The sequence below is a fragment of the Geothrix rubra genome, from assembly GCF_030268065.1.
GTDB lineage: Bacteria > Acidobacteriota > Holophagae > Holophagales > Holophagaceae > Geothrix > Geothrix rubra.
This window is the reverse complement of record NZ_BSDD01000007.1, coordinates 19,394-32,944: the sequence shown is the minus strand read 5'-3', so window position 1 is coordinate 32,944 and position 13,551 is coordinate 19,394. Positions and strand designations below refer to the sequence as shown.

Annotated in this window: 10 protein-coding genes; 1 reads left to right on the top strand and 9 read right to left on the bottom strand. The window is 72.0% G+C overall.

The annotated features are described in order from the left end of the window. Positions 1–552: 552 nt before the first annotated feature. A complete protein-coding gene (locus QSJ33_RS14970; RefSeq protein WP_285727672.1) occupies positions 553–1,134 on the top strand; it encodes a LolA family protein in 582 nt (193 codons plus the stop codon). A 7-nt stretch (positions 1,135–1,141) separates the two neighbouring features. Here QSJ33_RS14970 and QSJ33_RS14965 read toward each other — a convergent pair whose 3' ends face one another. Genes QSJ33_RS14965 through QSJ33_RS14925 form a run of 9 tightly spaced genes read right to left on the bottom strand, consistent with a single transcriptional unit; the run spans position 1,142 to position 13,525 of the window. Then, positions 1,142–1,849 carry an HAD hydrolase-like protein gene (locus QSJ33_RS14965; RefSeq protein WP_285727670.1) on the bottom strand — a complete coding sequence of 236 codons (708 nt, stop codon included), beginning with the start codon at positions 1,847–1,849 and terminating at the stop codon, positions 1,142–1,144. Positions 1,850–1,856: 7 nt separating this feature from the next. After that, the gene (locus QSJ33_RS14960) at positions 1,857–2,381 is read right to left on the bottom strand and encodes an inorganic diphosphatase (RefSeq protein WP_285727668.1); all 525 of its coding nucleotides are present in this window, start codon (positions 2,379–2,381) and stop codon (positions 1,857–1,859) included. Between the two features lie 47 nt (positions 2,382–2,428). Beyond that, the gene (locus QSJ33_RS14955; protein WP_285727665.1) at positions 2,429–3,514 is read right to left on the bottom strand and encodes a sensor histidine kinase; all 1,086 of its coding nucleotides are present in this window, start codon (positions 3,512–3,514) and stop codon (positions 2,429–2,431) included. Beyond that, positions 3,511–5,778 carry a HEAT repeat domain-containing protein gene (locus QSJ33_RS14950; RefSeq protein ID WP_285727662.1) on the bottom strand — a complete coding sequence of 756 codons (2,268 nt, stop codon included), beginning with the start codon at positions 5,776–5,778 and terminating at the stop codon, positions 3,511–3,513. The genes QSJ33_RS14955 and QSJ33_RS14950 overlap by 4 nt, the downstream gene beginning before the upstream one ends. Beyond that, complete coding sequence (locus QSJ33_RS14945; protein WP_285727659.1) at positions 5,775–6,455, bottom strand: HD domain-containing protein; 681 nt, start codon at positions 6,453–6,455, stop codon at positions 5,775–5,777. Before QSJ33_RS14945 ends, QSJ33_RS14950 begins: the two co-directional genes overlap by 4 nt. Further along, on the bottom strand, positions 6,452–7,942 hold the full coding sequence (gene hutH, locus QSJ33_RS14940; protein ID WP_285727657.1) for a histidine ammonia-lyase: 1,491 nt from the start codon (positions 7,940–7,942) through the stop codon (positions 6,452–6,454). Before hutH ends, QSJ33_RS14945 begins: the two co-directional genes overlap by 4 nt. Next, entirely contained in the window at positions 7,939–9,207 is a 1,269-nt protein-coding gene (locus QSJ33_RS14935; protein WP_285727655.1) for an MFS transporter, read from the bottom strand. Before QSJ33_RS14935 ends, hutH begins: the two co-directional genes overlap by 4 nt. A 45-nt stretch (positions 9,208–9,252) precedes the next feature. Further along, positions 9,253–12,420, bottom strand: coding sequence for a PAS domain S-box protein (locus tag QSJ33_RS14930; RefSeq protein WP_285727654.1), 3,168 nt, complete (start codon positions 12,418–12,420; stop codon positions 9,253–9,255). 40 nt (positions 12,421–12,460) lie between these two features. After that, entirely contained in the window at positions 12,461–13,525 is a 1,065-nt protein-coding gene (locus tag QSJ33_RS14925; RefSeq protein ID WP_285727652.1) for an ABC transporter permease, read from the bottom strand. Positions 13,526–13,551: the final 26 nt, after the last annotated feature.

The following is a 13,551-nucleotide window of genomic DNA, read 5'->3' as shown; positions in this document are numbered from 1 at the left end:
GCTTCTTCATCGAGGCCCCGGTGCTACCGGAGCCGCCCGAGGGGGCCGTGGTGGCGGAGGCCTCCCCGGAGCTCGCGGCGGCCCTGGAGACCCGCGAGCTGCCGACCTTCGACGAGGTGCCCGCGCCCGAAGCGGCCCCCGCCGAACCCGCCGAGGCAGTCGCCGCCGAGCCGTCGGCGGTCGTGGTGGCGCCCATTCCCCCCCTGGAGCCCGTGGTGCCGGAGGCGAAACCCGCCCACCGGCCCAAGGCCGATCCCCTGGCGGCCCTGGCGGGCCTCAAGGTGGAGGCCCGCAAGCCCGCCCCCAAGTCGAAGGGCCCCGATGCGAAGGAGGCCCTCAGCTCCCTGCTGGGCGAGCTCACCCTCGTGGGCCGCTCCGGTGCGCCCTCGGTGCTGCGCCTGGAGGTGCCGGCCGACCTGGAGGGCCAGGAACTGGAGGTGGTGGTGCAGCTCCGGGCCCGGGGCGAGGTGGTGGCCGAGGGCCAGGTCCACCGGCCCGTGCCCGCGAAGGGCGCCACGGCCAAGCTCTCCGTCGAGCTGAAGCGGTCCTGAGGTGCGCCGGTCCGCCCTGGTCCTGCTGACGGCCCTGCCGTGCGCCGCGGCGCTGCCCGCCTGGTGGCGGGAGCTGCCCCGGAAGCCGGCCCTGGCGGCCCGGTTCACCCAGGAGAGCGACAGCGCGGTCTTCGGCAAGCTCAGCCAGACCGGGACCCTGGTCCTGGCCCGGGGCGGACGGCTCCGGGTGGACTACGCCTCTGGCCTGCGCGTGCTGGCCGACGGGCGGGAGCTCGTGCAGTACGACCCCGACACCCGTACGGCCCAGCGGATGGACCTGATCCAGGCCGTGCGGGACTTCCCCCTCCTGGGTCTCCTCCTCGAGCCGGCCCGCATCGGCCTCCTGTTCCGCCCCGAGGCGCTGCCCGGCGAGGGGGTCCGCCTCGTCCCCCGGGAGCCCGGCCTGCCCGAGGTGCACGTCGAGGGCCGGAACGGCCTTCTCAAGGCCCTGACCTGGACCGATCCCACCGGCGCCCGGCAGCGGCTGGAACTGGTGGATCCCCGGGTGCCGCCCACCCCCTCGCCGGCCACCTTCCGGTTCGACCCCCCGCCGGGCACCCGCTGGGCCACCGCAGGCCGTTGACCCCGCGCTATTCCGAGCGCGTGAAGGCGTCGTGGATCTCCGGTTGGGGGAAGCGCACCCTCAGCCAGGCGTCCAGCTCCGGCACCGTGTCGAAAATCTGGTCGGCCCCCGCCCCTTCGAGTTCCGCCCGGCTGCCGTAGCCCCAGCCCACGCCGATGGCCTCCAGGCCGTGGCGCCGGGCGCCCTCCATGTCCACGCCCCGGTCGCCGATGAAGACGCCGCCGGCCCAGATGGTGCCCTGCCGGGCCAGGCCCGCCAGCACCTCGGTCTTGGGCTGCCACTTCCCTTTCAGCGTGCTGCCGAAGATGTCGTCGAAGATGAGGTTCAGGTCGAACTGGTAGGCGATGCGGCGGGCGAACTGGCTGGGCTTGGCGGACACGATGTAGATGCGGTGGCCCTGCCGCTTGAGGCGGTGGAGCAGGTGGAAGACGCCGGGGTACAGCTCGTGCTCGAAGACGCCGTCCTCGCGGTAGCGCTCCCAGTAGAAGTCCAGGGCCGCCTCCAGCCGCGCCGGTTCCTCCAGTCCCTTCAGGCTCGACAGGGATTCCCGCATGCCGAAGCCGATCCAGTCGCGGACCGTGGCCTCCGGCGGCATGGGCAGGCCGAAGGCCTCGCAGGTCTTGCGCAGGCAGTTCTGGACGCCGAGCAGGGGATCCACCAGGGTGCCGTCCAGGTCGAAGCAGACGAGGCCGGTGGCCTCGGCGTTCCGTGCCATGGAGGGCCTACTTCTTCTGCTTGTTGAAGGCCTCGATGGACTTCCGGATGAAGGCCTGGGCCTCGTCCTTCCCGCCCCAGCCGTCGCTCTCGACGGTCTTCCGCTCGAGATCCTTGTAGGTGAGGAAGAAATGCTCCACCTCCAGGAGGAAGTGGGGCGGGAGGTCGCGCCGGGAGGTGACGTGGGCGTAGGTGGGATCGTCCGTGGCGACGGCGAGGACCTTCGAATCGAGGCCGTTCTCGTCGCGCATCCGGAGCAGGCCGATGGGCCGGCTCCGGATCACCACACCGGGGTAGGTGGCGCCGTTGATGAGGATGAGGATGTCCGCCGGATCGCCGTCCTCCGCCAGGGTGCCGGGGATGAAGCCGTACTCCGCCGGGTAGTGGAAGGGGGAGAAGAGCACCCGGTCCACGTGGACGAGGCCGGTGTGGTGGTCGATCTCGTACTTGATCCTCGAGCCGGTGGGGATCTCGACGATGGCGTTGACCACTTCGGGAGCCTGCTTGCCGGGGTTGAGGTGCACGAGGGACATGGGACGGCTCCGCGAAACCTCCATGCTCTCATGGTTTGTGACTTCCGTCACGACCTCGGCGCGGCCCCCAGCCTCAGGTGCACGGTGGTGCCGCGCCCCTCCTGGCTCTCCAGGAAGAGCAGGCCGCCATGCGCCACCATGATGCGGTGGCACACCGCCAGGCCCAGGCCCGTGCCGCCGCCGAAGGTGCTGAAGAAGGGATCGAAGACCCGGGACAGCGCCTCGGCGGGGATGCCGCAGCCGTTGTCCGCCAGGGTCAGGTGCCAGCAGCGGCGGCCCTCCACCTCCTCCTCGGCGGCGGCGAGGACCACCCGGGGGCTCGGAATCTCCTCCAGGGCCCGGTTGGCATTCTGGATGAGGTTCTGGGCCACCTGGCGCAGCAGGTCGGGATCCCCCTCCCAGGCCGCGCCCTCGGGGATGCGGTTCTCCCAGGGCACGCTCTCGGCCAGGGTGGCGGAACGCAGGGCCTCCTCCCAGAACCCCCGCAGGGGGACGGCTTCGCGCCGGGGCTGGAGGTCCCGGCTGAAGGACAGGGTGTTGCCCACCAGCCGGTTCAGCCGCCCCACACCCTCCTGCATTTTGCGGGCGAGTTCGAGGGGGCCCTCCTGGCCGGCCAGGTCCTCCACGAGCATGCCGGAGAAGAGGGCCAGGCTGCCGAGGGGGTTGCGGATCTCGTGGGCCAGCTCCGCGGCCATCCGGCCCATGGCGGCCAGGCGATCCTCGCGGGATTCCTGCTGGGCGCGGAACACGGCCTCGGTGACGTCGCGGAGGGTGACGATGGTGCCGCCCCGGGGCACGGCGCGCCGCTCCTCCTCGAAGATCAGCTCCCGCCCGCCGGCGGTCTGGAAGCGCCGGAGGCCCGCCGGGCTGCCGGCTTCCCAGGGGGCCGGCCCCTCCAGGAACGTGCCCTCCAGGCCCTCGGGACGGTTGGTGAAGCGGAGGGAGCCGTCCTCGGCCAGCACCCAGATGGCGAAGGGGACCGCCTCGAGCACCGTCTGCAGCTCGCCCTGGAGCTGGCCCAGCTGGCCCTGGAGCGCCTCGTAGCGGGCCTGGAGCTGCTGGGAGGCCGCCGTGAAGGCCTCGAAGGCCACCATCAGCTCCCGCGGGTCGGGATGGGCGGCGGGCAGGGTCATGGCGTCACCGTGCGGTGGAGGGCGTCCCGGTCCTCCCCCTTCGGTTCCGAGTCCAGGATCTTCTGCAGCTGGGCCCGGGCCCCGGGGTCGGGCAGGGCCCCCAGGGCCCGGGCCGCGGCGAGGCGCACGGACAGGGGCTCGGCGCTGCCGAAGAACCCCTTGCGGCGCAGCAGCTCCACGAGGACCGGGATGGATTTCGGGGAGCCGATGTGGGCCAGTGCGTCCAGCATCTGGAGGCGCGTGCGTTCGGGGGTCCGCCGGTCCTGGGCCATCTCGGAGAGGGGGGCCAGGGCCGTCTCCGAGCGCATCTGGCCCAGGACGAAGAGGACTTCCTGGAGCGTCTCGGGATCGGTGTCCCGCAGCCGGGCCAGCAGGTGGGGCTCGGCCGCCGGGCCGCCGAGCTTCCAGAGGGCCCGCACCGCCGTGCGGCGCACCCGGGGCTCGGGATGCCGCAGCAGGGGCACGATGGGGGGGAGGCTGCCGGCATCGCCCAGGTCCCCCAGCAGGGTGAGGGCGTTGCGGACGAGATACCAGGCCGGCGAGCCCAGGGCCTCCAGCAGGGGCGGGATGGCGGCGGGACCGAGGCTCCGGACGGCCTCCACCAGCCGGCCGCGCCGGGTGCGGTCCTGCTCGCCGCCCAGGCGTCCGATGAGGTGCAGGGCCATGGGTTCGCCGAGGGCCTGGAAGTAGGGGTACACCTCCGCCGCCAGCTGGTCGCGCTCCCGCAGGAAGATCTGCCCGGCCGCGGCCTCCAGCAGGGCGGGGCGGGCCAGGCTCGCCTGGAGCCGGGCCAGGGCATCGTTGCGCCAGGCCGCCTGCTCCTCCTGGAACTCGCAGAGGCCCTGGAGCTCCGAGAGGTCCGCGAGGGCATGCACCAGGTCGCCCCGCTGCACCAGGGCCGCCAGCAGCGCCTCCAGCGCCTCGGCGTTCCAGCGGTGGACCGGGGGATCCGACTCCCAGGCGAAGTGGGCGCGCAGGGCCTCGGCCAGGGGACCCTCGATCTCGAAGGGCAGGCCGGGATCCGCCGCCCAGCGGGCGATGCCGGCCAGGGTCTGCACGGCCTTGAGGCGCAGCTCCACCAGATCGGAGCGCAGCACCTCCAGCAGGATGTCCTGGACCCGGAGGAACTCGTCGAAGCGGCGGAGGTCCAGCAGCTCCCGCAGGAAGGCCAGCCGCTGCTCGTGGCTGAGCTCGAAGAGGTGACCCTCCTCCAGCACCTTCAGGAGCCGGGCCTCCAGGCTGAGGTGCTCCCAGTCGAGGTGCCTCAGCAGGTTCCCCACCTGCGAGGCGTCCTGGCCCATGGACCGGAGGTGGACCGCCAGGGCGCGCACCAGGGCCTCGCGGTCGGGCAGGGGCCGCAGGATCTCCTGCAGGGGGCCCCGGAGCTGGGTCCAGGTCGCGCCCTTCCCGAGCATGGAGCTGGTGGCCACCGCGAGCATCTCACCGGCCAGGGCCCGCACGCCGAGGGCCAGGCCTTCGGGATGGGGGGGCAGGGTGGCCAGGCCCGCCAGCAGGCCCAGCTGCATCTCCGGCGACAGGCTCATGAGCACCTGGCGCAGGGTCGCCAGCTGCACCGGCGTGGGCATCCCCTCGCCCAGGCCCAGCTGGTAGCCCAGGGGGCCGAGGCCGCTCAGGTCCGCGGGCAGGAGGGCCTGCAGCCCCCCGGCCTCGCCGCTGCCGGAAGGCCGGTCCCCGGCGCCCAGGGCGGCCATCAGCGCCTCCCGGATGACCTTCACCAGGCTGTCGGGCGAGGGGGTGGGCGAGGGAGGGGGCGGCGCCGGGGCGGCATCGAAGGCCGGGGCGCGGGTCTCGCGCGCCGCCGCCGCCTCGCCGTCGCCCTCGCGCACTTCCTCGTAGCGGGTCTGGGAGACCTTGATGTGCTGCACGCCCTCGGCGGCCAGCAGGGCTTCGAAGCCCCCCTGCTCCTCGATCCGCTGGGGCTTGAGGATGAGCACCTGGAGGAAGGCCAGGTATTCCCCGGCGGTGACGCCCCGCTCGAACCGGAAGCCGTTCAGGCCCCGCTCCGAGACCTGCCGGATCAGCGACGTGAGCTGGGGGGAGCGGACCTCCAGCACCTGTCCGTCCACGAAGGCCCGGCCGGCGCTGGCCACGAACTGCATCCGCTCCTGGCCGGCCAGGAGGGCGGTCAGCTGGGCGTGGGAGGCGGCCACGGCCTCCTGGGTGCGGGGGTGCGCCGCCGTGTACATCTGCAGCGACTTGAGGGCCATGGCCATGCCCTGGGAGAGTTCGAGGAAGCCGCTCATGGGGGCGTCACCTCCGCGGGGTCGGACCATTCCCGGCGGAGCTGGGCGTAGTGGGCCTCCAGGAAGGCCAGGCGCCGACGCCCCTCCTCCCGGGCGGGGTCCGTGTTCAGGGAATCCACGATGCCGCGGGCCAGGGGGATCCACGCCTCGCCCCGGTGCAGGATCTCCGCCGTGGTGATGGGCTGGAAGGCCCCGCTGATGCAGCCGAAATGGATGAGGCTGGCCGCCCCGATCTTGCTGAGCTTGTCGCAGTCCCACAGGCAGGCGGTCTCCAGGGGCTCCAGCCGCTTCGTGAGCCGCAGGCCCACGTGCCGCTCGATGGCGTGGCGCACCGCGGGGATCTTCGCCTTGGGGAAGTCGGTGTCCGCGAGGATCTCCTCCACTTGGGCCGAGGCGTCCTGCGCGTGGGTGTCCTTCGAGCCCGGATCCCGCAGCCGCTTGGCCACGTCGTGCAGCCAGGCCGCACACTCCACGACTTCCAGATCGGCGCCCGTGGCGGGGGCCAGCCACCGGGCCAGCAGCACGGCGGCGTAGGTGTGCTCGAACCGGTAGTTGAAGATGGGCCGGTAGGTGCCCTCCACTTCGTGCCCGATGCCCCACAGGCGGATGGCATCCGCGTCGGAGAAGGTCCGGAGGGCCTTCTCGCAGGCGGCGCGCCAGGGGACGGGCGGTGTCATGCCGTGGCCTCCTGGTGGTCCCGCAGGGCGCGGAAGGTGGCCTGGATCTCCTCGAACATGGGCCGGTCGGTCCAGGGGGCGCAGGCTGCCGACAGGCGCCCCCGCAGGGCGTCCAGGCCCGCGGCCGGGGCCAGGCCCACGAGCCGCACGCCCTCGAGGGCCATGCGGGCCTCGATGGCCAGCACCTGCTCCAGGCCGTCCACGGCGCGCAGCAGCTTGCGGGCGGCGATGGGGCCCATGCTCACGTGGTCCTCCTTGCCGGCGCTGGTGGGGATGGTGTCCACGCAGGCGGGCTGGGCCAGGCCCTTCAACTCGGAGACGAGGGCCGCGCTGGTGACGTGGGCCATCATGAAGCCGGACTCCAGGCCCCCGTTGGCGGTGAGGAAGGCGGGCAGGTCGCTGGTGGCGGGGTTCACGAGGCGCTCCTGGCGGCGCTCGGAGATGCTGGCGAGATCGGCGGCGGCGATGGCCAGCACGTCGCAGGCGAAGGCCGGGTACTGGCCGTGGAAGTTGCCGCCGGAGCGCGATTCCTGCGTGTCCGTGAAGATCATCGGGTTGTCCGTGGCGGCGTTCAGCTCCCGCTCCAGGATGGCGCCCGCGAAGGCCAGGGCGTCCCGCGTGACGCCGTGGACCTGGGGGATGCAGCGCAGGCTGTAGGCGTCCTGCACGCGGTGGCAGTCCTTGTGGCTCTCGGCGATGGCGCTGGTCGCGCCCAGGATCTCCCGCATGTGGTCCGCCACGGCGATCTGCCCGGGGTGGGGCCGGGCCGCGTGGATGCGGGGGTCGAAGGCGGCCCGGGTGCCGCGCAGGGCCTCCAGGCTGAGGGCGGCGATCTCGTCGGAGAGGGGGATCAGCCGCTGAAGGCGGGCCACGGCGAGGTTGCCCAGGGCGGTGATGAGCTGGGTGCCGTTGATGAGCGCCAGGCCCTCCTTGGCCTGCAGCACCACGGGCGCGAGGCCGGCCTCCGCGAGGGCGGCGCCGCCGGGCACGAGACCCGCCGGTCCCCAGGCCAGGCCCTCGCCCACCAGGAGCAGCGCCATGTGGGCCAGGGGGGCCAGGTCGCCGCTGGCGCCCACGCTGCCCTGGCTGGGCACCACGGGGACGACGTCGCGGTTCAGGCAGTCCGCCAGCAGGCGGATGGGCTCGGGCCGGATGCCGCTGTGGGCCTTCAGCAGGCAGTTGATGCGGGCGGCCATGAGGGCCCGGGTCTGGTCCTTCGGCAGGGGCTCGCCCACGCCGGCGGCGTGGCTGCGCACCAGGTTGAGCTGCAGCTGCTGGAGCTGGTCGGGGGGGATCACCACCGTGGCGAACTGCCCGAAGCCGGTGTTGATGCCGTACACCGTGCGGGCTTCGGCCACGATGCGGTCCACCACGGCGCGGTTCTCGGCCACCATCGCCAGGGCCCCCTCGTCGAGCGAGACCCCCTCGCCGGCCGCGATGCGGGCCAGGAGGGGCGCGGTGAGGGACTGTCCGTCCAGGCGGATCATGCAGGCTCCTTGCGGGGCAGGGTGAAGGCGAGCAGGAGGGCCACGACCACCACGCCGGCGGAGGCCAGGTAGGTGGCGTGGCCGCCCCACCGGGCGAAGACGAAGGTGCCGGCCAGGGGGCCCACGATGCGGCCCAGGCCCGTCATGGCGTTCATGGTGCCGAAGAGGCCGCCCTGGTCCTCCGCGGGCGTGAGCCGGCTGGCGAGCGCGGAGGTGGCCGTGGTGTTCATGCCGCTGCCCCAGGCCATGGGGATCAGGACGAGGAGGAAGGGCCACTTCCAGGGCGCCGTCGGCAGGAAGGGCAGGGACAGGGCCATCAGGAGCAGGCCCGCCCAGAGGGCGACGCGCTCGGGGATCCGCTTGGCCACCATGCGCACGAGGCCGCCCTGGTAGAGCACGATGAGGATCCCGATGTAGGCGAAGAGGTAGCCGACCTCCCGCTGGTGGAAGTCGAAGCGGGCATGGGCCAGCAGGGCGAAGGTTCCCTCCATCATGGAGAAGCCCGCCATGGCGAGGAGGGCGATGGCCATGATCTGGGTCATGCCCGGGCGCTTCATGGCCTGGATCAGCGCATGGCCCCGGCTCTCCTCGGTCTTGGCCCGGCTCCGGACCTCGTCCGTGAGGGTCTCGGGCATCCAGAAGATCACCATGAGGGAGGCCAGCAGGGAGAGGCCCGCCGCCACGAAGAAGGGCAGATGCCAGCCGTGGGTCGCCAGCATCCGCAGGCCCATGGCGCTGCCGCTGAGGACGCCCGCCAGGGCCGGGCCGAGCACGAAGCCGAGGCCGAAGGCGGCGCCGATCATGCCCATCACCTTGGAGCGCTCCTCCGGTTTCGAGCTGTCGGCCATGGCCGCCTGGGCCACGGAGATGTTGCCGCCGGTGATGCCGTCCAGGACGCGGGCCGCCAGCACCCACTCGAAGCGGCTGGTGAGGGCCAGCATGACGTAGCCCACGGCGGTGCCGATCAGGCTGATCCAGAGCACGGGCTTGCGGCCCACCAGGTCCGAGACGCGGCCCAGGATGGGCGTGGCGATGAACTGCATGAGGCTGAAGGCCAGGAAGGCCACGCCCGCCCAGAAGGCGCCGGGGGTCGTGCCGGCGCCGCCGAGCCCGAGGAAGCGGTCCACCTGGGCCATCCAGGGGCTGGGATGGTCGGCGATGGCCTTGGCGTAGAGCGGGAGGATCGGGATGACGATGCCGAACCCCAGCAGGTCCATGAACACCGTGAAGAAGATCGCAAGGCGGGCCCGGTGGGAATCAATCATGCGTGTGCGCTCCAGGGCCCCAGTGTAGCCCGGACGCTGAGGTTCCTAGGCCTTCCCCAGCACACCCTGGAGCACCCGGCGGAGCTCCTGGACCTGGTAGGGCTTCTGGAGGAAGGCGGCGGGCCCCTCCCCGTCGAAGGCCTGCAGCGAATCCTGCTCGTTGTATCCGCTGCTGAGGATGACAGGCAGGTCCGGGGCCAGGCGGTGGATGGCCAGCAAGGCTTCGCGACCGTCCATCCGGGGCATGGTCAGGTCCATGAGCACCAGGTCCAGCCCCTCCCGGCCCGCTTCCACCCGCGCCACGGCCTCCAGGCCATCCCGGGCCTTCTCCACCTCGAACCCGATGGCCGACAGGGCCATGGCCGTGGTTTCGAGGATCAGCTCCTCGTCGTCCACCACCAGCACCCGGCCCCGCAGCCTCCTTGGACCGGCCTCGGCCGTCGCCGCGGTTGGCGCGGGGAGGCGGTTCGACGCCGCCGGGAAATACAGCTGGAAGCTGGATCCGCGGCCGGGCTCGCTGGCGATCCGGAGGCCGGCGTTGTGGCCCCTGAGGATGCCGAGCAGGGCGGAGAGCCCGAGGCCCCGGCCCGTGGTCTTGGTGGTGAAGAAGGGGTCGAAGATGCGGTCCAGCACCTCCCGGTTCATGCCGCAGCCGGTGTCCTCCACCTCCAGCACCACGTAGGCTCCGGCGGGGAGGTCCTGGCCGGGCAGGGCGGCCGCCAGGAGCGGGTCCCCCTCCAGCCGTTCCAGGCCCGTGCGGATGCGGATGCTGCCCTCGCGGTCGCCGATGGCGTCCGCGGCGTTGGTGACCAGGTTCAGGACCACCTGCTGGATCTGGGCGGCGTCGGCCTCGATGGGAGGCAGATCCGGGTCGAGGTCGAAGTGGAGGGCCACCTTCTTGGAGATCGAGACCTCCAGGAGGTGGGTGAACTCCTGGACGACCTGGTTCAGGTTCTGGAACTGGACGATGAAGTGGCCGCGCCCGGAGTAGGCCAGCATCTGCTTGGTCAGCTCCGCGGCCCGGAGGATGCCGCGCTCCATGTTCTCCAGGTAGGGCTCGGCGGGGTTCCCCTTCGCCAGCGACATCTGGGCCAGGTTGAGGTTCCCCAGCACGGCGGTCAGGAGGTTGTTGAAATCGTGGGCGATGCCGCCGGCCAGGACGCCGAGGCTCTCCAGCTTCTGGGCCTGGCGGACGGCCTCCTCGGCCTGGCGCCGGTCGGTGAGATCCAGCAGGTAGCCCAGGTAGTAGGCGGGGGTGGCGTCCGGTCCCGGAACGATCGCCGTGAAATCGTAGAACCAGCGGTATTCCCCGGAGGCTGTGCGGATCCGGTAGTGCTGCTCGTAGTGGGTGAGCCCCTTCGCCTTGAAGGCTGCCGAAGCCTGCCGGTTCGCGACCAGGTCCTCGGGATGCACGAGGGAATCATAGGAGATGCGCCCGCTGGTCAGGTCCCCTGGATCGAAGCCCAGGATGGACTTGATGTTCGGGGAGATGTAGTCCACCGGCCAGCCTTCGGTGGCACGCCACTTCACCACCATCACCGGGCCGCCCACGAAGAGGCTCCGCTCCGCCAGGAGGGCGGCCTGGGTCGTCTGCTGCTCCGTCACGTCCGTGGCGATGCCGATGACGCTGTCCAGGCGGCCGTCGTCGTCGAAGACCGGGGTCAGGACGTTGTCGAAGATCCGGCCCGCGGCCCGGGTCAGTTCCCGCGACCCCTGTCCCGCGAGGGCGCGCTTGAGCTGGTCCTCCAGAGCCGGGTCGTCGCGGTAGAGGTCGAAGGCCGATTGGCCCACCACCTGCCCGGGGCTGAGGCCCAGGACCTCCAGGCCGCGTCCCTCCGAGAGCAGGAACCGGCCTTCCGGGTCCAGCTGGAAGATGACCGCCTGGGAGTTCTTCATCACGGTCCAGAGGCGCCGCTCCGTGGCGCGGAGGACCGCCTCGGCCTGCTTCCGCTCGGTGATGTCCCGGGTGAAGGTCAGGAGGCAGGGCTCGCCCTCCACCTCCATGCGCTTGCCGGACATGAGGCCGATGATGACCTGGCCGTCCCTGCCGCGGAAGGGCGCCTCGAAGTTCGTGAACTCGCCGCGCTCGCGGAGGAGGGCCACCATGCGCTCCCGGTCCGAGGGCTCCGCCCAGATGCCCATGTCCAGGGCGCTGCGTCCCACCGCCTCCTCGCGCGTCCAGCCCAGCAGGCGGGTGAAGCCCTCGCTGACATCCAGGTAGGTGCCGTCGCTGACCCGGGTGATGTTGATGGCATCCGGGCTGGCATGGAAGGCCCTGGAGAACTTCTCCTCGCTGAACCTCAGGGCGGATTCCGCCGCCTGCCGCTCGCTGATGTCCCGGACGTTGGCGAAGAGGACCTCGCGCCCCTCGAAGACGAAGAAGTTGCGCGAGACCTCCACGGGGCGGAAGGTGCCGTCCTTCCGCCGCTGGGTCGTCTCGATGAGGAGACCCTGGCCCTGGTGCCCCTCCCGCCAGATCCGGGCCCAGGCGGCCTCGTCCAGGCGGGGATCGATGTCCATGATCCGCAGGGCGAGCAGCTCGTCCCGGGTGTAGCCCAGGCCGTCGCAGGCGGCCTGGTTCACGAAGATGAGGCGGCCGTCCTCCTGGAGGCCGAACACGCTCTCCCGCGCGTGGTCGATGGCGGCCCGGGTGAGCCGGTAGGCCGTCTCCGCCCGCTTGCGCTCGATGGCCATGGCCACCTGGCCGGAGACGAAGGTGAGGAGGTCGCGCTCCGCCGGGCCATAGGGGTGGCCGCCGCCGTAGCTCTGGACCACCAGCACGCCGAAGGTCCCCCGGCTCCCCGCGAGCGGCACGCCGAGCCAGGCCAGGGCCTCGGGGCCGACCCGATCGATCTCGCCTTCCAGCCGGAGGCGGACCAGCCGGACCTCGTCCACCAGCTGCGGCGTGCCGGTCCTGAGCACGTATTCCGTCAGCCCCCGGCCGAACGTCCGGGTGGGCTGGGCGGGCTCCATCTGGTCGACCCAGTAGGGGAAGGAGACGAGCCCCTGGTCCGGTTCGTGGAGGGCGATGTAGAAGTTGTCGGCCGGCATGAGGCCGCGGACGATCTCATGCACCGAGGCGAAGAGCTGGTCCAGGTCCGTGGCCGCCAGGGCCGCCTCGGCGATGCGGAAGGTGGCCTCCCGGGCCTGTCGGGACGGGTCCGGACCGAGGGGGGCGTTCGGATCGCCGGGAAGGGGGACGGGGTCCGCCATGTCCATCCATCGGCAGGTGGGGGATGGAACCGGAATCCTGTCAGTTCCAGCGGAACCGACGGACGGCAATGAGGAAGGTGCCGAGCGCCCAGGCGGCCACCACCAGCAGGCCGAGGCCGTGGCCGGCCAGCCCCGCGCCGTCGTTGAACACGGCCCGGAGGGTGCTCAGGAAGGGGGAGAGGGGCAGGAAGGCCACCGACTGCTGGAGCCAGTGCGGGGCGGAGTCCAGGGTGAAGTAGACGCCGCTGAGGAGCATGAGGGGGAAGAAGAACACGTTGGCGATGGCCGCGTAGGTCTCCGAGGTCTCCGCGAACCCGCTGAGGGCGAAGCCGAAGGACATGAAGCAGGCCGTCCCGAGGGTCATCACCACCACCAGATCGAGGTAGGACCCCTGGTTGCGGATGCCGAAAGCCAGCCACCCCACCACGAGGAGGACCACCGCCTGGGCCAGGGAGATCGTGAGCCGCTGGAGCACCTGGCCCATGAGGAACACCCACTTGGGCAGGGGCGTCACCGCCAGGCGCCGGAACTTGCCCTTCTCCCGGTACGAGACGTTCACCATGCCCACGCTGAAGAGTCCGATGCTCAGGAGGTTGAGGCCCAGGAGGCCCGGCAGGAGGAAGGCCGCGTAGTTCGAGGCCTTCTTGCCCCCCGGGCTCTCCACGCTCAAGGGGATCCGCCCGGGTTCCGGCGAGCCGTTCAGGCGCGCCTGGGCCAGCAGCCAGGCCTGGTTCACGAGCCCCGCCGTCGGGCCCCCCTGGGCCATGAGGTAGCTGTTGAGCCGGATGCGGTAGCCGTCCCCGTCCGGCAGCACCTCGGCGGCCGTCTCGCCCCGGCCCCAGCGGCCCGCCGCCTCCCCCGGCGCCAGGGACAGGACCTTCAGCTGCACCTCGTCCATGGCCTTCAGCAGGGCCGCGTCGCGGGTGCTCTGGGCGGCGGGCTGGACGTAGACGACGGTCAGCTTCGGCCCGCCCCCGCCCCGGAAGATGATGCCGAAGCCCAGCAGCATCGCCACCGGGAAGGCGAAGGTCCAGAACATCGCCCCCTTGTCCCGGAGGTAGAGCTTCCACTCCATCACGAACTGGCGCCAGATCATCATGAGCATGCGGGGGACTCCACCGGGAGGTGCGA